The sequence below is a fragment of the uncultured Sphingomonas sp. genome, assembly GCF_913777625.1.
In the GTDB taxonomy this organism is placed as follows: Bacteria; Pseudomonadota; Alphaproteobacteria; order Sphingomonadales; family Sphingomonadaceae; genus Sphingomonas.
The window spans coordinates 34,939-53,082 of the sequence record NZ_CAJYTI010000013.1 but is presented as its reverse complement, the minus strand read 5'-3'; the positions used below and the strand labels follow the sequence as shown (position 1 = coordinate 53,082).

19 protein-coding genes are annotated in these 18,144 nt (G+C 67.6%); 5 read left to right on the top strand and 14 right to left on the bottom strand.

Annotation, left to right across the window (positions count from 1 at the left end; all coding sequences use genetic code 11):
- Positions 1 to 9: 9 nt before the first annotated feature.
- The 4 genes from QZ814_RS08385 to QZ814_RS08370 are packed head-to-tail and all read right to left on the bottom strand — an operon-like array spanning position 10 to position 4,430.
- On the bottom strand, positions 10 to 1,269 hold the full coding sequence (locus QZ814_RS08385; RefSeq protein ID WP_294330938.1) for an N-succinylarginine dihydrolase: 1,260 nt from the start codon (positions 1,267 to 1,269) through the stop codon (positions 10 to 12).
- Positions 1,269 to 2,285 carry an arginine N-succinyltransferase gene (locus QZ814_RS08380; RefSeq protein ID WP_294330890.1) on the bottom strand — a complete coding sequence of 339 codons (1,017 nt, stop codon included), beginning with the start codon at positions 2,283 to 2,285 and terminating at the stop codon, positions 1,269 to 1,271. Before QZ814_RS08380 ends, QZ814_RS08385 begins: the two co-directional genes overlap by 1 nt.
- Complete coding sequence (locus QZ814_RS08375; protein ID WP_294330887.1) at positions 2,282 to 3,490, bottom strand: hydrolase; 1,209 nt, start codon at positions 3,488 to 3,490, stop codon at positions 2,282 to 2,284. Before QZ814_RS08375 ends, QZ814_RS08380 begins: the two co-directional genes overlap by 4 nt.
- Before the next feature lie 52 nt (positions 3,491 to 3,542).
- The gene (locus QZ814_RS08370) at positions 3,543 to 4,430 is read right to left on the bottom strand and encodes a DUF481 domain-containing protein (protein WP_294330884.1); all 888 of its coding nucleotides are present in this window, start codon (positions 4,428 to 4,430) and stop codon (positions 3,543 to 3,545) included.
- A 148-nt stretch (positions 4,431 to 4,578) separates the two neighbouring features.
- On the opposite strand from QZ814_RS08370, the gene QZ814_RS08365 reads away from it, so the two are divergent.
- Positions 4,579 to 5,295 carry an SDR family NAD(P)-dependent oxidoreductase gene (locus QZ814_RS08365; protein ID WP_294330934.1) on the top strand — a complete coding sequence of 239 codons (717 nt, stop codon included), beginning with the start codon at positions 4,579 to 4,581 and terminating at the stop codon, positions 5,293 to 5,295.
- Here the strand turns inward: QZ814_RS08365 and QZ814_RS08360 are convergent.
- Genes QZ814_RS08360 through QZ814_RS08350 form a run of 3 tightly spaced genes read right to left on the bottom strand, consistent with a single transcriptional unit; the run spans position 5,289 to position 8,515 of the window.
- Positions 5,289 to 6,620: an AarF/ABC1/UbiB kinase family protein gene (locus QZ814_RS08360; protein WP_294330881.1), complete on the bottom strand. Its 1,332-nt coding sequence runs from the start codon at positions 6,618 to 6,620 to the stop codon at positions 5,289 to 5,291. The two genes, QZ814_RS08365 and QZ814_RS08360, sit on opposite strands and share 7 nt — an antisense overlap.
- Complete coding sequence (locus tag QZ814_RS08355) at positions 6,610 to 6,981, bottom strand: DCC1-like thiol-disulfide oxidoreductase family protein (protein ID WP_294330877.1); 372 nt, start codon at positions 6,979 to 6,981, stop codon at positions 6,610 to 6,612. Before QZ814_RS08355 ends, QZ814_RS08360 begins: the two co-directional genes overlap by 11 nt.
- Positions 6,974 to 8,515: a cryptochrome/photolyase family protein gene (locus QZ814_RS08350; RefSeq protein ID WP_294330874.1), complete on the bottom strand. Its 1,542-nt coding sequence runs from the start codon at positions 8,513 to 8,515 to the stop codon at positions 6,974 to 6,976. The genes QZ814_RS08355 and QZ814_RS08350 overlap by 8 nt, the downstream gene beginning before the upstream one ends.
- Before the next feature lie 79 nt (positions 8,516 to 8,594).
- On the opposite strand from QZ814_RS08350, the gene QZ814_RS08345 reads away from it, so the two are divergent.
- On the top strand, positions 8,595 to 9,041 hold the full coding sequence (locus QZ814_RS08345; protein WP_294330871.1) for a DUF3429 domain-containing protein: 447 nt from the start codon (positions 8,595 to 8,597) through the stop codon (positions 9,039 to 9,041).
- On the opposite strand, the gene QZ814_RS08340 is transcribed toward QZ814_RS08345, so the two are convergent.
- Both QZ814_RS08340 and folE read right to left on the bottom strand, forming a co-directional pair.
- A complete protein-coding gene (locus QZ814_RS08340; RefSeq protein ID WP_294330868.1) occupies positions 9,038 to 9,985 on the bottom strand; it encodes an FAD-dependent oxidoreductase in 948 nt (315 codons plus the stop codon). The genes QZ814_RS08345 and QZ814_RS08340 overlap by 4 nt on opposite strands.
- 14 nt (positions 9,986 to 9,999) lie before the next feature.
- A complete protein-coding gene (folE, locus tag QZ814_RS08335; RefSeq protein ID WP_294330866.1) occupies positions 10,000 to 10,614 on the bottom strand; it encodes a GTP cyclohydrolase I FolE in 615 nt (204 codons plus the stop codon).
- A gap of 145 nt (positions 10,615 to 10,759) precedes the next feature.
- Here folE and QZ814_RS08330 point away from each other — a divergent pair, with 145 nt between their 5' ends.
- On the top strand, positions 10,760 to 11,347 hold the full coding sequence (locus QZ814_RS08330) for a PAS domain-containing protein (RefSeq protein WP_294330864.1): 588 nt from the start codon (positions 10,760 to 10,762) through the stop codon (positions 11,345 to 11,347).
- On the opposite strand, the gene QZ814_RS08325 is transcribed toward QZ814_RS08330, so the two are convergent.
- The 3 genes from QZ814_RS08325 to QZ814_RS08315 form a co-directional block, all read right to left on the bottom strand.
- Positions 11,341 to 12,666: a dicarboxylate/amino acid:cation symporter gene (locus QZ814_RS08325; RefSeq protein WP_294330862.1), complete on the bottom strand. Its 1,326-nt coding sequence runs from the start codon at positions 12,664 to 12,666 to the stop codon at positions 11,341 to 11,343. The two genes, QZ814_RS08330 and QZ814_RS08325, sit on opposite strands and share 7 nt — an antisense overlap.
- Before the next feature lie 112 nt (positions 12,667 to 12,778).
- Positions 12,779 to 13,003 (bottom strand): hypothetical protein, encoded by a 225-nt coding sequence (locus QZ814_RS08320; protein WP_294330859.1) that lies wholly within the window; start codon positions 13,001 to 13,003, stop codon positions 12,779 to 12,781.
- Between the two features lie 162 nt (positions 13,004 to 13,165).
- The gene (locus QZ814_RS08315) at positions 13,166 to 14,545 is read right to left on the bottom strand and encodes a M28 family peptidase (protein ID WP_294330858.1); all 1,380 of its coding nucleotides are present in this window, start codon (positions 14,543 to 14,545) and stop codon (positions 13,166 to 13,168) included.
- Positions 14,546 to 14,798: 253 nt separating this feature from the next.
- On the opposite strand from QZ814_RS08315, the gene ettA reads away from it, so the two are divergent.
- Together ettA and QZ814_RS08305 are read left to right on the top strand one after the other, a co-directional pair.
- On the top strand, positions 14,799 to 16,478 hold the full coding sequence (ettA, locus tag QZ814_RS08310) for an energy-dependent translational throttle protein EttA (protein WP_294330856.1): 1,680 nt from the start codon (positions 14,799 to 14,801) through the stop codon (positions 16,476 to 16,478).
- Between the two features lie 103 nt (positions 16,479 to 16,581).
- Complete coding sequence (locus tag QZ814_RS08305; protein WP_294330854.1) at positions 16,582 to 17,244, top strand: hypothetical protein; 663 nt, start codon at positions 16,582 to 16,584, stop codon at positions 17,242 to 17,244.
- 14 nt (positions 17,245 to 17,258) lie between these two features.
- Here QZ814_RS08305 and QZ814_RS08300 read toward each other — a convergent pair whose 3' ends face one another.
- Both QZ814_RS08300 and greB read right to left on the bottom strand, forming a co-directional pair.
- A complete protein-coding gene (locus QZ814_RS08300) occupies positions 17,259 to 17,537 on the bottom strand; it encodes an acylphosphatase (protein WP_294330852.1) in 279 nt (92 codons plus the stop codon).
- A gap of 115 nt (positions 17,538 to 17,652) precedes the next feature.
- The gene (gene greB / locus QZ814_RS08295; RefSeq protein WP_294330850.1) at positions 17,653 to 18,132 is read right to left on the bottom strand and encodes a transcription elongation factor GreB; all 480 of its coding nucleotides are present in this window, start codon (positions 18,130 to 18,132) and stop codon (positions 17,653 to 17,655) included.
- Positions 18,133 to 18,144: the final 12 nt, after the last annotated feature.

Here is an 18,144-nt window from a genome sequence, read left to right as displayed (position 1 = left end):
CGCCGCCGCTTATGGTAAACTGTCAATTAACTCGACAATGCCGAGCGTCTCCAGCAGCGCGTGGCGCGCCGCTTCGATCTGGGCGACGAGCACGGGGTCGGCAATGGCAGCCGGGTCGATCGCCTCGGGCCAGTGGGCCTCGACGACCGCGGCGATACGATCGAGCCTGGCCGCATCGGCGAGGAAGCGCGGGTCGATCGTCCCGGGATCGGCCACGACGCGCAAGCGCAGGCAGGCCGGGCCGCCGCCATTGGCCATCGATTCGCGGACATCGACCACCTCCAGCCGGCGGATCGGGCCATTGCCGGCGACATGCGCCTGCAGCCAGTTCCACACCGCGGGGGTGTCGCGCGCTTCGCCGGGGAGGACGAGCCCGGTCTCGCCGCCCGGCAGCGTGACCAGCTGCGCATTGAACAGATAGGACGTGATCGCGTCGGCAAGGCTGACCTGCGCGGCCGGCACTTCGACGATCTCCACCTCGGGCATCACGGCGCGCAGGCGATCGTAAAAGCGGTCCTTGTCGGCAAAGGCGTGCTCATGGGCGAGCAGCACGCGGCCATTGGCCACCGCAACCACGTCATTGTGGAAGGCGCCGGCGGCGATGGCCTCCTCCGATTGCTGGACGAACAGCGTGCGTTCCGGGTCGAGCAGGTGTCGCCGGGCGATGGCCGCGCTGGCGTCCGGGTGCTGCCGCGCGGGGAAGGGGCCGCCCGCGATGCCATAGACGAACACTTCGACACCGGGCGCATCGTGCGACGCCGCCAGCCGCATATGGTTGGCGGCCCCCTCGTCCCCGAAGGGCGCGGGGACCGGGCCGTGCACCGCGAAGGCCGGATCGGCGAAGGCGAGGCGCAGCTGCGCCAGCGTCTCGGGCCACTCATGGCTGCGATGCGGCATAGTGACGAGATTGGCGACGCTCAGGTGACAGCGCGCGTCCGCCGTGTCGGGGGCGGGAGAAACCGTCGCCGCATTGGCAGCCCACATCGGCGAGGCGGAGAGTGCCTGGGCCTGGCTGTGCGGCGGAGCGTGCGGATAGGTCAGGCCGAGCTGGTCCAGCCAGCGATGGTCGGGCCGGGCATGCGGGAGCAGAATGCCCTGCGGCAGCCCGAGCGCGAGATTGGCGCGCATCTTGGCGATGCCCTGGAGTGCGGCCGCACGCGGATGCGAGACCTGGCCGCGGTTGCGCGTCGCAGCGAGGTTGCCATGGCTGAGCCCGGCGTAATTGTGACTGGGGCCGACGATACCGTCGAAGTTGATCTCCACCAGCATCAGCGTGCTACCCACAAGACTTCACTGCCGGTCTCAAGTCCGAGCGCAACCGCCGACACCGGATCGATGGCGACACCGCCTTCGCTCGGCGCGACCTGGGCGAGCGCTGCCTGGAAGTCTGCCAGCCGACCGGTTGCGACCAGCGCCGGCTCACCGCCTGCGACGACCGCCGCGACGCTCGCATGCTGGGCCTCGCGCACCGTTTTCACCTGGTCGGTGCGCGCGGTCATGGTGGGCCCGCCATCGAAGATATCGATGTAACTCTCGAACGCAAATCCTTCATTTTCCAGCATTCGCATTGCTGCGCGGCCGGACGGATGGGGGAGGCCGATCACCGCGCGGGCGTTTTCCGAAAGCATTGCGGTGTAGACCGGGTGCTTGGGCATCAGATCGGCGATGAACTGGTTGCCATGGGTGGCGTTGAACTCGTCCGCCTGCTGGAAGTTCATGCCGAAGAAGCGTCCGGCGACCCCGTCCCAGAAGGGGGAGCCGCCGGCCTCGTCGATGACGCCGCGCAGTTCGGCCAGGATGCGATCGGCAAAGCGGGCGCGGTGCTGGGCGATGAACAGATAGCGGGCCCGGGCCAGCAGCAGCCCCAGACCGCCGGCACGCTCGCCGGGGTGGAGGAACAGGCCCCCGACTTCGCTGCAGCCCTCAAGATCGTTGACCAGGCTGAGGATTTCGGCGCGGAAGGTGCGCTTCAGTTCCTGGCTGTGCTTGGTCACCGTGCCGATGCGGTAGCTGTAGAAAGGCCATTTCATGCCGACGCGCGTGAAGATCTGGCAGGTGCCGCGCACCTCGCCGGTTTCGACATTCTCGAGGATCAGGACGAACAGGTCGTCGACCTCGGCATCCTCGTCGGTACGGGCAAAGGCCTCGTGGCTGCGATCGAGCTTGGCGCGCAGCGCGGGTTTGTCCGGCGGCAAATTGGTGAAGCCGCCGCCAGTCAGCTTTGCCATCTCGTACAGATGCTGAAGATCCTCGTCGCGCGCGGCGCGGATGCGGAAGCTGCTCATGGGCGCCCTCGCTCGGCGAGGCGGAGAATGGTCAGGACCGAGAGCGCGGCGCGCTCGGGCAGGCTTTCCGGGATCAGAAATTCCTCCATGGAATGGATGGCGCCGCCGCGGGCACCCATGGTGTCGACCACGGGCACGCCGCAGGCGGCGATGTTGTTGCCGTCGCACACGCCGCCGGTCGCCTTCCAGGCAATCGGCAGGCCGAGATCGGCACCGGCGTCGCGGACCAGATCGAACAGACGGGCGGCTTGCGAATCAATGGGCTTGGGTGGTCGGTTGAAACTGCCATGGAGGTGCACCTGCACCGCATGCGTGGCGCTGACGGTCGCGATGGCGTCCTCCAGCGCGGCCTGGGCCAGCGCCGTCGCGGCGGCATCGCCGGGACGGAAGTTGACGCGCAGGATGGCGAGATCGGGCACGACGTTGTTGGGCCCGCCACCGTCGATCCGTGCCGGGTTCACCGACAGGCCGGGCGCCTTCGCTGCTGCCAGCTGCACGGCGAGCGCGGCGGCGGCGACGAGCGCATTGCGGCCCTCTTCCGGGTTGCGCCCGGCATGCGCGCTGCGGCCATGGACGACCAGCGAGAAATTGCCGGTGCCGCCCCGCGCGCCGGCCAGCGTGCCATCCGGCAGGGCGGGCTCATAGGTAAGCGCCGCCGCCTTGCCCTGCGCGGCCCGCGCGATCAGCGCGCGCGAGGACAGCGAGCCGGTCTCCTCGTCTGAATTGATCAATACGGTATAGCCCAGCCGGGCCGCCGATGGGCTCGCTTCGACCGCTTCCAGTGCAGCGAGCAGCAGCGCGAGGCCGCCTTTCATGTCCGCCGCGCCGGGCGCGTTGAGATGCCCGGTATCGAGCCAGCGCGCCCGCTGGAACGGGTGATCGGCGGCGAACACCGTATCCATGTGACCGGTGAACAGCAGTTGCACCGGCGCGCCGGGGCGCACGGTCAGCAGCAGGTGGCGGCCATGGGCCAGGGTCTCGACCATGCCTGCGGCGGTGACCGTCTCCACCGGCTCGGGCGCGACGAGTGCCAATGTACCCGGCAGCATGGAAAAGGCGTTCGCCAGCGTATCCGCCATCGTCGCCAGCCCGGCGAGATTGCGGGTGCCGCTGTTGATCGCCGTCCAGTCCAGGGTCCTCTCCAGCATCGGCGCGGCCTGGGCACGCTCGATCGCCGTCCGTTCGATCGCGGAAAGCTTGTCCATGCTCCGCGTGGTAGACCGGAACCGGGGCGGTTGAACACCCCTGGCAACGCGATCAGAAATCGAGGACGAGCGCTGCGCGGCTGGTAGTGTCGGTGGTCACGCGGCCGATCGGCGGCGCACTTTCATATTGCACCGTGTAGCTGAGCTGGGCCGACAGCGGCCCGATCAGCCGGGCGAGCAGCGCCGACTTGCTCGCGACGGTGCTGTTGTCCTTTTCGAGATAGGCCGAGGCGGTCTGGGTGACCGACATGCCGCGCGACAGCTTCCAGGCGAAATCGAGCGACCCGCGCGCAGCGATGTTGTTCTCCGCGGGCGCGCCGATGAACCGCGTGTAGCGATAGGCCGGGCCGAGTTCGACGTCGAGCTTCACCGCGGAATTCTTGATCGCGCTGTAGCCGGCACCCGTGGAAATCGAGATACGGTCGCCGAAGCCCGAGAAGCGGTCGCTTTCATATTGCGCAGCACCGTACATATAGGCGCGGCTGTCGAACTTCCAGTTGGGTTCATAGGCGGCGAGATAGCGCTCGCGGGTGGTGACGCCGAGGCTCTCCTGGTAATCCGCCTGCACCCGCACCTTGTGCCGCCACTCGATGCCTTCGCGCTTCACCTCCGCCGCGGCGGTAACGCCGATATTTTCCGAATTGCCGGTGGTGACATAGCCGCCCAGTTCGACATGGCCCTTCACCAGTTGCAGGAACCGGGCTTCGCGCAGGGCCTGCTGGGCGACCTCGCGGCGCTTCGAGCGCCAGTCCCCGGCGATCTTCGCGACCAGCGGTGCGCTCGCCGGGTCGGCCGTCTTCGCATATTTGACGATCACCGAGACGTCGGCCTCGTTGCCCGAGCTCATCGCCGCATCGAGCATCGCCTTGATCGTCGGCGGAATGGGCGGATCCTCGGTGTTCGCGAGCAGCAGCGGGAGGGCGAGGAGCAGGATACGCATGACGTTTTCCCTCTAGCCATAGTTTCGGGGCGCAAAAAGGGCAGCGTGTCGCACTTGCACAACGAACGGGCGCAGCAGGCGACCGCGGGGACAGCTTGCGGCGACCCGTGGCAGCGTCGATGGCACGCCGGGAAAGCGAGACGGAATGATGGCGGAACAAGCGGTGATCTTCGGGGCGTCGGGTGGCATCGGTGCGGCGGTGGCCGCCCGGCTGGCCGAAGACCCTGCAGTGACGCGGATCTATCTGGGCAGCCGCACCCCTGCGGCGCAGACCGATACGCGGCTGGTGCCCTTCGCCTTCGACCTCACGGAGGAAGCGAGCATCGCGGCGGCGGCGAGCATGATGGACGGGCCGATCGACCTGATCTTCGTCGCGACCGGCATGCTGCACCGGGCAGGCGGCCCGGCGCCGGAGAAAGCCTTTCGCGCGCTGGACCCGGGCGCGATGGCGGAGCTGTTTGCGGTCAACACCATTGGGCCGGCGCTGATCGCCAAGCATTTCCTGCCGCTGCTGCCGCGCGATCGCCGGGCGGTGTTCGCCGCGCTCTCGGCGCGCGTGGGTTCGATCGCGGACAATCGGCTCGGCGGGTGGCACAGCTACCGCGCCTCCAAGGCAGCGCTCAACATGCTGCTGGCCAATTTCGCGATCGAACTGCGACGGACCCATCCGCTGGCGGTCGTGGCCGGACTGCACCCGGGCACCGTGGACAGCGCGTTGTCGGCGCCGTTCCAGCGCGGTGTCGCGCCCGAAAAGCTATTCTCTCCCGATAGAAGTGCAGAATATCTGCTGAACGTTTTGAGCAATCTCCGCGCCGAGGATTCGGGCGGTATCTTCGCCTGGGACGGCGCCCGCATCCCCTATTGAGCGAGCCGCGTCCCCACCATGCCGCGCAATCCGACATGGGCCTTCAGCCGCGCGGCGAGGAGCGCCATGCCACTGATCTTGCGCTGGACGAACAGCGTGTCGGCGGGCGGCACGTGCCAGACGGCACGGTCCTCCACCATCTGCATGCCTTCGCCGCGCACGGCCTGGAGAAAGCCGCGGTCGCCGAAATCGAAATCATCGGCGCGGTCGGTCTGCTCGAGGATCAGCCCGATCATGCGATCGATCACGGCGGGATGGCGCTCCAGGGCCGCGTGGCTGAAGAAGCCGAGCGCCAGCGCCGCAGTGCGAACGCCGGCGGTGTCGCTGTTCAGGCCTGCTTGCAGCAGGTCCCGGTATCCATCACGGATTGCGTCGGAAATGGGCATCGCGGCGCCGAAATCGAGGAGTACCAGTCGGCCGCTTTCCGGCTGGTAGCGGTAGTTGGCGAAATTGGGATCGGTCTGGATGAAGGCGAAGTCGAACAGCTCGCGCAGCACCAGATCGATCAGCGCCGTCGTCACGCGGTTGCGCTCGTCCTGACCGGCTGCCTCCAGCGTTTCGATCGGCTTGGCGGCGATATAGTCCATCGCCAGCACATTGGCGGTCGACAGCTCGGGCACCGGGCGCGGCACCAGATAGCGGTCGTCGGCGGCGAGGTGATCGGCATAGCGCGTCATCATCGCGGCTTCGCGGACATAATCCGCCTCGTCGTGGAGCTGCCGCTTGGCCTCGCCCAGCAGCGGGGCGATGTCGAGGCCCTTGGGCAACAGGCCGGAGAGGCGGAGCAGCGTCGCGACATTGTCGACATCGGCGTCGATGCTTTCGCGGACGCCGGGATATTGCACCTTGATCGCGAGCTTCCGCCCGTCGGGCATCCTGGCGCGGTGGACCTGTCCGATCGACGCTGCCGCCATGGGGTGCGCCTCGAACAGCGCGAAGCGGCGGCGCCAATCGGGGCCCCATTCCTTCGCCAGCACCTGCTGAAGCTGGGCGGGGGGCATGTGGTGGGCGCGGTCGCGCAGCCGGGCGAGGATCTGGGTCAGCTCGTCGGGCAGTACGTCGCCGGCGTCGAGCGAGATCATCTGGCCGAGCTTCATCGCCGCTCCGCGCAGTTGCGCCAGCTGCTCGGTGGCGCGGGCGACGTTGCCGGGCGTGAGGACGAGATCACGCAACTGCGGCCGCTCGCCGGCGACGAGCCGCTTGGCACCCTCCGCCAGCACGTTGCCGGCGACGCCGCCGGCCAACCGCCCCATCACGCCGAAGCGCGCGAGCCGCCCCTTGGGAACCGCGCGCGAGCGGCCGTCATATCCTTGATCATCCGCCATGATGTTCCCTTTCGCGCATCCAGCGCTGGAGTGTGGGCCGAACGCGCAGGAACGCGCGATAGAGCCGTTCGAGGGCCCAGGTCATCCCCGGCAGCAATGCCAGCAGCCCCAACGGCCGCAACAGCGGGATCGCCCGCCACATTGCCGCGAACGCCGCCGCGCCGCTGTAAAAGCGGCCACGGGCATCGCTGACATGGAAGCGGGCGAGCAGATCGGTTCGGTCGAGCGGGCAGGCGGTGGTACCGGCGCTGACATCGACGAAGCGCAGGCGGCCCCGCCGATCCAGCCGCCGCATCAGCGCGATCTCCCGCGTGCATAACGGGCAGCCGCCATCGTACCAGACGGTGAGCGGCTCAACCATTCCAGCGGCTCCCGGCCGGGACCAGCGCGTCGAGGAAGCGGGCGGAATCGGTGCGGATCTCCGCCTTGCGCGCGTCGGTCATGCGGTCGAGGTTGCGGACGATCGGCCCCATGCGCGGGTTGCGGGCGAAGCGCTCGCGGTGGCGGGCGACGAAATCCCAGTAGAGATAGTTGAACGGGCAGGCGTCCGGCCCGGCCTTCAGCTTCACCTTGTAGCGGCAGCCCGCGCAATAATCGGACATGCGATCAATATAGGCGCCGCTGGCGGCATAGGGCTTTGAGCCCATGATCCCGCCATCGGCGAACAGCGCCATGCCGATCGTGTTGGGCATCTCCACCCATTCATAGGCATCGGCATAGACTGCCATGTACCAGACATGGACCAGATAGGGGTCGATGCCGGCGAGGAGCGCGAAATTGCCGGTGACCATCAGCCGCTGTATGTGGTGCGCATAGGCATGGGTGCGGGTCTGCTCGACCGCGTCGCGCATGCAGGCCATGTCGGTTTCGCCCGTCCAGTAGAAGTCGGGGAGCGGGCGCCGGGCTTCCAGCGCGTTGGCCTCGGCATAGCGCGGCATGTGCAGCCAGTAGATGCCGCGGACATATTCCCGCCAGCCGAGGATCTGGCGGATAAAGCCCTCGGCCGAGTTGATCGGCACCCGGCCCGCGCGCCACTCAGCCTCGGCGCGCCGGCACAGGTCGAGCGGATCCAGCAGGCCGATGTTCAGATACAGTGCGAGATGTGCATGGAATAATATCGGTTCGCCGCGGCGCATCGCATCCTGGTAGTCGCCGAAGCGGGGCAGGGCATGGGCGAGGAAATGGTCCCGCGCCTTCTCGGCATCGGCGCGGGTGACGGCGAGCGCGAAAGGATGGAGATCGCCGAAATTGTCCGGAAACCGCTCCTCGACCAGCGCCAGCACCTCGCGGGTGATCGCATCAACCTCGAAGGCGGGCAGCGTCGGCGCGTGCGTGCCGGGCGGCGGCGTGCCGCGATTGTCCTGATCATAGTTCCACTCGCCGCCGGCAGGGGCGTCCCCCTCCATGAGCAGGCCGATGCGGCGGCGCATGTCGCGGTAGAAATACTCCATGCGCAGCTGACGGCGCCCCTGCGCCCAGGCGCGGAAGCCGGCGGGATCGATCAGGAAGCGGGTGTCGGGAAGCAACGTCAGGCCGGGAACCGCCGCCAGTGCCTCGCGCAGCCGCCATTCGCCGGGTGCCGTGCAGAGGATCTGGTCCGCGTCCAGTGCCGCGCGGGCGCGCTCGATCTCGCCGACCAGGCTGCCGGCATTGTCGGGATCGTCCAGCCGGGTGTAGCGGAGTTGCCAGCCGTCGGCGCGCAACTCCTCGGCGAAGTGGCGCATCGCGGAGAAGACGAAGGCGAGCTTCTTCTTGTGGTGCGGGACATAGCCTGCCTCTTCGGCGACCTCCGCCATCAGCACCACGTCTTCGGCCGGATCGGCTTCTTCGAGCGAGGAGATGCCAGCGCTGAGCTGGTCGCCGAGAAGGAGGATTAGGCGGGCCATGGGGGCCATGTGGGGCAGGGGGCGTGCAGGGGCGCGATGTCTTTTCGGACAGGTTGAGAGCGGAAGGCGCGCAGGCGATCGATCGAGCATGGAAAATCGTGCCACGATCGCGCCCGCGGCGCGCCTGCTCGGCTATGCCGGACTGCTGCCGCTGGTAGGCTGCGCGGCCGGGCTGGTGCTGTTGCCGATGCACCGCGCGCTGCTGCTCGATGCCGGCTTTGGCTATGCCGCACTGATCTACAGTTTCCTCGGCGGACTCTGGTGGGGGCAGGGGGTCGCTCAGGGGCGGGCGCCGGCCGCGCTGTTCGGTGTCGCGGTGGTGCCGTCGCTGCTGGCCTGGGGGCTGATTCTGCTCCAACGGGCGGGCTGGTCCAGCGAGCAGGCGCTGAGTCTGCTCGGGATTGCCATTCTCGTTTCCCCCGCAGTGGATCTTGTCCTGGCGCGGAACGGATCGCCGACGCGTGGCTGGATCCCGCTCCGCTTCCAGCTCTCGACCGGGCTCGGCCTGCTGACGCTCGCCTTGGCGTTGCTCTAGGCGGCTGCGGCCGCGCTGCCGATCATCGCGCCGAGCCGGTGCCCCGAGAGCCAAGCGAGCTCGACCCGCGGACCCTGCAACCAGTCTCCGCAGGCACCGAGGCGCAGGCTGCCGTTCCACAATGCGCCCTTGTCGACCCCCGGCGTCATCGCGAAGCGCCAGCGATGTGCGGCGAGATAGCGGAGCGGCGGCACCGCACCCTCGGCATGCACCAGCAGCGCGTCGAGCAGCGCCTGTGCCACGCTCTCGGCGGGATCCTCGATATGCTCGGTCGACCAGGACCCATGGCCTTGCACCACCCAGGTCTCGCCATCATGGCGGCCGGGCTTTGCACCGTCGCGCGCCGCCCAGCCGATGATGCCGTGCTGGCGGATGCTGTCGGCCGCGATCGGCAGCCGATCCTCGAACGCGATCATCGCCGTCCAGCAGGGCTGCGAGCGCGCCGCCATCGCATCGGCCGCCATCATCAGATCGTGCGTGCCGAGGATCGCGGCGGCCTGTTCGGCGGGCAGTGCGATGATCGCCGCATCGAACGGGCCATGCTGCTGCTCCTGCAGCCGCACATGCCAGCCCTGCGCATTGCGGGTAAGCCCTACGACATGGTGCCCGAAATGGACACGGTGCGCCGCCGCCATGTGCCGCACCGGCGCATTCATCGCCGGGGTGCCGACCCACGCATCGGGTCCCGCTTCCTGCCACGGACTGGCGACGCCGTGCGCCTGCCAGTCCTGGACCTGCCGACGGAACCGATCGTCGCGCACGGTGAAGTATTGCGCACCGTGATCGAACTGAAGCTGTTCGCCATCGAGGTCCACCCGCCGGGTGGACATGCGGCCGCCCGGACCACGCCCTTTGTCGAACAACGTTACTTGATGGCCGGCGGCGTGCAGCTGGTCTGCACAGGCGAGGCCCGCAATTCCGGCGCCGAGGATCACCACGTCCATCGCAGCGATCCCGCTCAATAGCCCATCAGCGACATCAGCTCGGCGCGGCTGCTGCGGTCCTCGAGGAAGCAGCCGAGCATCCGGCTGGTGACCATGCCCACGCCGTGCGTCTTCACGCCGCGGCCGGTCATGCAGCCATGCTGCGCCTCGATGACGACGGCGACGCCGGCCGGCTTCAGATGGGTCCAGATCGCCTGGGCGATCTCGGCGGTCAGCCGCTCCTGGATCTGCAGGCGGCGGGCATAGCCGTGAAGCACGCGGGCAAGCTTCGAGATGCCGACCACCCGGTCCTTGGGCAGATAGGCGATCGAGGCCCGGCCGGTGATCGGCGCCAGATGATGCTCGCAGTGCGACTGGAAAGGAATGTCCTTCAGCAGTACGATCTCGTCATAGCCCGCCACTTCCTCGAAGGTGCGCGCTAGGTGCATGCCGGGATCTTCCTCATAGCCGGCGCAATATTCACGCCAGGCCTTGGCATGGCGCATCGGCGTATCGCGCAGGCCTTCGCGCTCGGGATCTTCGCCGACCCAGCGCAGCAGGGTACGGACCGCTTCCTGAACCTCGTCCGGGACATAATCCGCCCCGGTTTCGTTGTCGGCCCGCTCTATATCGTTGCAGAAGAAGTTCATCGGGCCTACCTTTCGTTTCACCGGCAGCGTTTGCTTGGCACGCCGGCATCGAGTGTCCTCCACATGAGGAACCCGGCCGAAACCGGGAACATGGACAAAAGGGTATCCGCTTGCGCGACCCCATAAGGATGCAGAAAGCCGACCAATGCCATTGACCGACATGATTGCCGGAAGTGCCGTCGCTGCGGTGCTGAGTAACCCCCGACTTCCGGATAACCCGATCGTCGACTGCAACGACGCCTTCATCGCACTGACCGGGTACCAACGGGACGAGATCCTCGGCCGAAACTGCCGATTCCTGGCGGGCGACAAGACCGAACCCTGGCTGAGCGAGGCGCTCAGCGCCGGCGTGCGCGAAAAGCGCCCGGTCATGGTGGAGATCCTCAATTACAAGAAGGACGGCACGCCGTTCCGCAACGCGTTGCTGGTCGCCCCGATCTTCGGCGAGGATGGCGAGCTGGAATATTTCCTCGGCTCGCAGATGGAAGTGGAGGGGCCGAAGGAGGGCACCACCCACCGCGCTACCATCGCCCGCGACAAGATCGGCGCGCTCTCGCCGCGCCAGCGCGCGGTGCTGATCGCGATGGCGGCGGGCAAGCTCAACAAACAGATCGCCTATGACCTCGGCCTCACCGAGCGGACGATCAAGATGCACCGCGCCGCGATGTTTCGCGCGCTGGGCGTGCGGACTGCGGCCGATGCCGTGCGGATGGCGATCGAAGCGGGCTATTGAGCCCGCTCAGTCAACCGTGGGTCGCCTTCGGCCGCCGACGGGGCGGCCGATGTCCCGTCGAGCGCCCGGGCCAGCGCCGCGCGGTCAAGCTTGCCTTCCCAGCGCGCGACCACCAGCGTCGCCACCGCATTGCCGATGAAGTTGGTGAGGCTGCGGCACTCGCTCATGAACCGGTCGACGCCCAGTACCAGCGCCATGCCGGCGACCGGCACCTTGGGGACGATCGCCAGCGTGGCGGCGAGGGTGATGAACCCTGCGCCGGTCACGCCGGCCGCGCCCTTCGAGCTCAGCATCGCGACGCCCAGCAGCGCCAGCTGTTCGCCGAGCGACAGGTGCACGCCGGTCGCCTGGGCGATGAACAGCGCCGCCAGCGTCATGTAGATATTGGTGCCGTCGAGGTTGAACGAATAGCCGGCGGGGACCACGACGCCCACCACTTCCCGGGCGGCGCCGGCCGCCTGCATCTTCTCGATCAGCGCGGGCAGCGCGGCTTCGGACGAGGAGGTGCCGAGCACCAGGAGCAGTTCGGCGCGCAGATACCGCAGCAGCTTGAGGATCGAGAAGCCGGTGAGTGCCGCGACCGTGCCGAGCACGACCAGCACGAAAATCGCGGAGGTCAGGTAGAAGGTGCCGACCAGCGCGCCGAGACTGAGCAGCGTGCCGACGCCGTATTTGCCGACGGTGAACGCCATTGCACCGAATGCGCCGAAGGGGGCTGCCCACATCACCAGGCTGACCAGCTTGAACACCACCGTCGCGAGGCGCTCCAGCAGATCGGTCACCGGCGCTGCGGTCTCGCCGACCAGCGACAGCGCGATGCCGAACAGGATCGCGACGAACAGCACCTGCAGGATCGAGCCGCTGGTAAAGGCCGAGACCAGCGTCTCCGGGATGATCGCGAGCAGGAAGCCGGTGAGCGTGCTCTCATGCGCCTTGGCGGCATAGCCCTTCACCGCGGCGGCGTCGAGCGTCGCGGGATCGACATGCATCCCCGCGCCGGGCTGGAGGAGGTGCGAGACGATCAGCCCGACGACCAGCGCCAGCGTCGAGAAGAACAGGAAATAGGCGAAGGCTTTCAGCGCCACCCGACCCAGGGAACCGACCCCATGCGAGCCCGCGATGCCGGTGACGACGGTAAGGAAGATCACCGGCGGGATGATCATCTTGACCAGCGCGATGAACGCCTGGCCCAGCGGCTGCAGTCCGGCGCCGAAGCCGGGTGCCAGCCAGCCGGTCGTCACGCCCGCGACGATGCCGATCAGCACCCAGGTGTAGAGCAGGCTCCACCAGGGGCGGCGGGCTTCGGGGGAAGTCGTCAAGCAGCGTCCTTTTTCATCGGTTTCGAGCGGAAGAGCCTAGCCGGGCGAACGGCCAAGGAAAAGGGCGCCTCCGAAGCCGGAGACGCCCTTCGAATTGCGACAAGGGGCGTGATCAGTTGGCGTTGCCGGCCGCAACGTCCGTGCCGTTTTCCGGCGAGGCGTTGCCGATCATGGCGTCGGCCTCGGCATTGGCGCGATCCTCGGCATCGTTCTGGTAGATCATCGCATTGGCTTCCGGCGCATAGTTCGATCCGTCCGCCACATTGCCTTCGCCGCCGCCACAGGCGGCCAGCGGCGTCAGCAGGGCCGCGGCCGCGATCAGGCGAAGCTTGGTCATCCGGGTGCTCCCAATTCACATTCGTTCCGCAGGCGAAGCGATCCGCCTGTCCAAGCCCGCTGCATGGGGCAGGACAGGCGTGTCGTCAAACGCAAATATGTCGCAAACTCGGGCTTGGGCCGCAACTTGGCCACGTTTCCGCCCGAATTCGGGACGGCGAGTTCACTCGCCCTTGGGCGCCGTCACCGGACCGATCTCCTCGGGTGCATTGGCGGTAATGGCCAGCATCGCCGCCCAGGCGGCGACGTTCTGGCGAAGCTGCGCGGGGTCGATCTTGTCGAGCGTGTCGTCGGGCGTGTGGTGCAGGTCGAAATAGCGCAGCCCGTCCTGGTTCAGGCCGATCGTGCCGACGCCGAGCGCCAGAACCGGCTCGACATCGGTGCCGCCATGCGCGGTGCCGCGGCCGCGCTCGATGCCGATCGGGTAGAGCGCCGCCTCCAGTCGGTCGCCGATCGCCTTCGCGCCCTCGGGCAGGTTGGTCTCGAACTTCCAGACGCGGTCGGCGCCGAAATCGGACTCCATCGCCAGCACATGGTGATCACTGCCGTGCGCCTTGGCATAGGCCTCGCCGCCGAAGCCGCCGACTTCCTCCGCGCCGAACCACACGACGCGGATGGTGCGGCGGGGCTGGCCGAGCTTGGCCGCCTGGAGCGCCGCTGCGGTGGTGATCGCCACGCCCGCGCCGTCGTCGATCGCGCCGGTGCCGAGGTCCCAGCTGTCGAGATGGCCGCCGACGACGATGATGCCCGCCTTGGGGTCGCTGCCGGGGATATCGGCGATCACGTTGCCGGACTCCGCCTCCCCCTTGAATTGCGGCGTGACGGTCAGGCGCAGCTTCACCGGGCCGCGCTTGACGAGCCGCACTAGCTGCTCGGCATCGGGCACCGAAAGCGCGGCGGCGGCGATGGGCGAGACGCCCTTTGCCCAGGTGGTGACGCCGGTATGCGGATTGCGGTGATGGTCGGTGCCGATCGAGCGGATCAGCACGGCCGCCGCCCCCTTGGTCGCCGCGATGCTCGGCCCCGCGCGGCGGACGGCGCCGTAATAGCCATATTGCGAGCCGTCCTGCGTCGGCACCATCGCATGGTCGATAAAGGCGATCTTGCCCTTCAGACTGCCGGCGGGCGCGGCCTGGAGATCGGCGAGCGAAGGGAAGTACACGACCTCCGCTTCCAGCGGCTGCGCGCCGGTCGAGCCCGAATAGCCGAGCGCGGCGATGGTCAGCTTCTGCGCAGCGCCGCCAAGCACTTCGGCGGTTTCTGCACCACGGACCCATACCGGCATGCGGTAGGTCTCGACATGAACGTTCTGGAAGCCCAGCGCAGTCAGCTTCTTCACCCCCCAGGCGCGGGCGCGGGCTTCGGCTTCGGTGGCGGCGAGGCGCTGGCCGACCTCGGTCGTCAGGCCCTCCACCACGTCCCAGGCGACATCGTCCTTCAGCGCGGCATCGCGCACGCTCGCCACCTGGGCGGCGGTCTGGGCGAAGGCGGGGAGGGGCAGGGCGAGCACGGCAGCAGCCGCGAGCAGGAGGCGCTTGGTCATGCTGCGGATGCTAACCAGGGACGGACCGATTGCAATGGGGAAGAGGCGTTCCCGTTACTTAGCCCCTCCTCCATGGAGGAGGGGTTGGGGTGGAGGGATTCCAGACAGGAAGTTGGTCTCGGTGAGACACAGCTCCGCCCCAACCCCTCCCCTAAAGGGGAGGGGCTATAGCCGCGTTGCCAAGCCGGGCCCGCATCGCTACATGCCACGCGTCTTTCCAGCATCCAGAATTTCGCAACGGAGATCCGCCACCGTGGCTGCGCAGTACGCCTTCGTCATGAAGGACATGACCAAGACCTTCCCCGGCGCCCCCAAGCCGGTGCTCAACAACATCAACCTGCAATTCTACCAGGGCGCCAAGATCGGCATCGTCGGTCCGAACGGCGCCGGCAAGTCGACGCTCATGAAGATCATGGCGGGCATCGACAAGGATTTCGCCGGCGAGGCCTGGCCGGGCGAGAACATCACCGTCGGCTATCTGCCGCAGGAGCCGCAGCTCGATCCGACCAAGACCGTGCTCGAAAACGTCAAGGACGGCGCGCGCGAAGTGGCGGACATGGTCGATCGCTTCAACGCCATTTCGGCCGAGATGGGCGATCCCAAAGACGACACCGATTTCGACGCGCTGATGGAAGAGATGGGCGATCTCCAGGCCAAGATCGACGCGGTCGACGGCTGGAGCCTCGACAACCAGCTTGAGATCGCGATGGAAGCGCTGCGCTGCCCGCCGTCGGACTGGCCGGTCGAGAACCTCTCGGGCGGTGAAAAGCGCCGCATCGCGCTCACCCGCCTGCTGATCCAGAAGCCGTCGATCCTGCTGCTCGACGAGCCGACCAACCATCTCGACGCCGAAAGCGTCAACTGGCTGGAAAACCACCTCAAGGAATATGCCGGCGCGGTGCTGATGATCACCCACGACCGCTACTTCCTCGACAATGTGGTGGGCTGGATCCTCGAAATCGACCGCGGCAAGTACTTCCCGTACGAGGGCAACTACTCGACCTACCTGGAAAAGAAGGCCAAGCGCCTCGAACAGGAAGACCGCGAGGCCACCGGCCGCCAGAAGGCGATCAAGGACGAGCTCGAGTGGATCCGGCAGGGCGCCAAGGCCCGCCAGACCAAGTCGAAGGCGCGTATCGCCAAGTTCGAGCAGCTCGTCGCCAGCCAGGAAAACCGCACGCCGGGCAAGGCCCAGATCGTCATCCAGGTGCCCGAGCGCCTGGGCGGCAAGGTGATCGAGGCCAAGAACATCTCCAAGGCCTATGGCGACAAGCTTCTGTTCGAGAATCTCTCGTTCATGCTGCCGCCGGGCGGCATCGTAGGCGTCATCGGGCCGAACGGCGCGGGCAAGTCGACGCTGTTCAAGCTGCTCACCGGCCAGGAAACCCCGGATTCGGGCGAGATCGACATCGGCTCGACCGTGCGCCTCGGCTATGTCGACCAGAGCCGCGATCACCTCGACGACAGCAAGAACGTCTGGCAGGAAATCTCCGACGGTCTCGACTACATGAAGATCAACGGCCACGATCAGTCGACGCGCGCCTATGTTGGTGCGTTCAACTTCAAGGGCGCGGATCAGCAGAAGATCGTCGGCAAGCTCTCGGGCGGTGAGCGCAACCGCGTCAACATCGCCAAGATGCTCAAGCGCGGCGGCAACGTGCTGCTGCTCGACGAACCGACCAACGATCTCGACGTGGAAACGCTGGGCGCGCTGGAAGAGGCGATCGAGAATTTCGCGGGCTGCGCCGTGGTGATCAGCCACGATCGTTTCTTCCTCGATCGTCTCGCCACGCACATCCTCGCCTTCGAAGGCAACAGCCATGTCGAATGGTTCGAAGGCAACTTCGAAGCCTATGAGGAAGACAAGCGCCGCCGCCTGGGCGACGCCGCCGATCGTCCTACCGCGCTGGCCTACAAGAAGCTGACGCGCTGAACGAGGAAGGCCGGGTGGCGCCGCAGGCGCCCCCGGCCTTTCGTTTGTCATAGGTGTATTGTTGATGTAATACGGACTCTTCTTCAAGAGGGAGAGAGGCGCGATGCTCGAACTGATGCTGGTGGCGCTGGCCTTGCCGGAGCGCGCCATGCCCGATGGCACGAGGCTGCGGGCGGGCGATGCCTGCTACACGCTGACGCGCGAGGGCAAGCCGATCGGCCAGACTTGGCAGCGGGTGCGCGCCGCCAGCGAGGGCGGCGTATCGGTGTGGGACGTCATCGTCCACCAGCGGGTCGGCGACGGTCGCTTCGACATGCGCGACCATTTCGTGCTGCGCCGGAGCGACCTGCGCCCGCTCGCGATGGATAGTCGCCGCAACGGCGCGGAGCATGTCCGCGTCCGCTACGACAGCGCCTTCATCGAAACGACCAAGGCCGGGCAGGTGCCGTCGCGCATTCCCGCGCCCGATGCGGTGTGGGACGGCAATCTCTGGGGGCTGACATTCGCTGCGCTGCCACTTGCCGATGGCGGCGCCTACGAACTTCCTTATTACCAGTATGACAAGGGGCTTGGCCGCTTCCACCTCAAGGTCGTGGGGACCGCCGAGGTGGGGGGACGCGCGGCCTGGATCGTCGAGGCGGACGCCGGCGACGGCCACACCGTGCGGTACCAGATCGGCAAGGCGCCTGCCGACGAACTGGGTACGGTCAGCCCGATGTTCGGCCAGCAACTGGGTGGCGACTGCACGGCGCTGGTGGAGCCCTGACCGACAGGCGTGGCTCAGGCGGTGAAGCGCTTGGTGAAGCCCTTGTGCGCCTTGTCCTCGGGCACCGCCTGGCTTTCGACATGCTCGACCCGGGCGAGCGGCGGGCCTTCGCGGCACGCCTCCACGAAGAGGCCCAGCGCCGTATCGTCGCCCGCTGCGAGGATCTCGACACGGCCGTCGCGCAGGTTGCGCACCCAGCCGGTGAGGCCGCCGCGCTGCGCGGTCCGCACCACCCAGTCGCGATAGCCGACCCCCTGTACCCGTCCCGAAACCAGGATTCGTTGCTGCGCCATACGCTCCCTTTGTACACGCCCGATCAGCCGGGCCGCCTGCATCTGTAGCAGTATGGCACAGAACGGCATCGGGGAAGCGGAACGGTTCGCCGCAGCCCGGGCAGTCCCCGCCGCGTCAGGGGTAGGTGATGGCCATCACTTCATATTCGCGCTCGCCGGCGGGCAGGCTCACCCGGCGCAGGTCGCCGACCCGGGCGCCGCGCAAGGCGCGGGCGAGCGGCGCGTTCCAGCCGACCAGCCCCTTGCCGGCATCCGCCTCGTCGTCGCCGACCAGGGTGAGCGTGCGGTGATGGTCGTCCTCGTCGGCGATGGTCACGGTCGCGCCGAAGAACACGCCGCTGCGATCCTCCTGACGCGTCGGATCGACGACCTTGGCCGCCTTCATCCGCTTGGCCAGGAAGCCCAGCCGCCGGTCGATCTCGCGCAACCGCTTGCGGCCATAGATATAGTCGCCATTCTCGGAGCGATCGCCATTGCCGGCAGCCCAGGAGATGGTGTCGACCAGCTTCGGCCGTTCGGTGCCGAACAGCTGGTCATATTCGGCCTTGAGCGCGGCATAGCCGGCGGGAGTGATGTAGTTGGGGCGATCGGACATGGGATGCCCGCG

Bases quoted from the DNA above. Each gene is read 5' to 3' on its own strand.
- QZ814_RS08385 (WP_294330938.1), bottom strand. From the start codon at position 1,269: ATGCTGGTGGAGATCAACTTCGACGGTATCGTCGGCCCCAGTCACAAT.
- QZ814_RS08380 (WP_294330890.1), bottom strand. From the start codon at position 2,285: ATGAGCAGCTTCCGCATCCGCGCCGCGCGCGACGAGGATCTTCAGCAT.
- QZ814_RS08375 (WP_294330887.1), bottom strand. From the start codon at position 3,490: ATGGACAAGCTTTCCGCGATCGAACGGACGGCGATCGAGCGTGCCCAG.
- QZ814_RS08370 (WP_294330884.1), bottom strand. From the start codon at position 4,430: ATGCGTATCCTGCTCCTCGCCCTCCCGCTGCTGCTCGCGAACACCGAG.
- QZ814_RS08365 (WP_294330934.1), top strand. From the start codon at position 4,579: ATGGCGGAACAAGCGGTGATCTTCGGGGCGTCGGGTGGCATCGGTGCG.
- QZ814_RS08360 (WP_294330881.1), bottom strand. From the start codon at position 6,620: ATGGCGGATGATCAAGGATATGACGGCCGCTCGCGCGCGGTTCCCAAG.
- QZ814_RS08355 (WP_294330877.1), bottom strand. From the start codon at position 6,981: ATGGTTGAGCCGCTCACCGTCTGGTACGATGGCGGCTGCCCGTTATGC.
- QZ814_RS08350 (WP_294330874.1), bottom strand. From the start codon at position 8,515: ATGGCCCCCATGGCCCGCCTAATCCTCCTTCTCGGCGACCAGCTCAGC.
- QZ814_RS08345 (WP_294330871.1), top strand. From the start codon at position 8,595: ATGGAAAATCGTGCCACGATCGCGCCCGCGGCGCGCCTGCTCGGCTAT.
- QZ814_RS08340 (WP_294330868.1), bottom strand. From the start codon at position 9,985: ATGGACGTGGTGATCCTCGGCGCCGGAATTGCGGGCCTCGCCTGTGCA.
- folE (WP_294330866.1), bottom strand. From the start codon at position 10,614: ATGAACTTCTTCTGCAACGATATAGAGCGGGCCGACAACGAAACCGGG.
- QZ814_RS08330 (WP_294330864.1), top strand. From the start codon at position 10,760: ATGCCATTGACCGACATGATTGCCGGAAGTGCCGTCGCTGCGGTGCTG.
- QZ814_RS08320 (WP_294330859.1), bottom strand. From the start codon at position 13,003: ATGACCAAGCTTCGCCTGATCGCGGCCGCGGCCCTGCTGACGCCGCTG.
- QZ814_RS08315 (WP_294330858.1), bottom strand. From the start codon at position 14,545: ATGACCAAGCGCCTCCTGCTCGCGGCTGCTGCCGTGCTCGCCCTGCCC.
- QZ814_RS08305 (WP_294330854.1), top strand. From the start codon at position 16,582: ATGCTCGAACTGATGCTGGTGGCGCTGGCCTTGCCGGAGCGCGCCATG.
- QZ814_RS08300 (WP_294330852.1), bottom strand. From the start codon at position 17,537: ATGGCGCAGCAACGAATCCTGGTTTCGGGACGGGTACAGGGGGTCGGC.
- greB (WP_294330850.1), bottom strand. From the start codon at position 18,132: ATGTCCGATCGCCCCAACTACATCACTCCCGCCGGCTATGCCGCGCTC.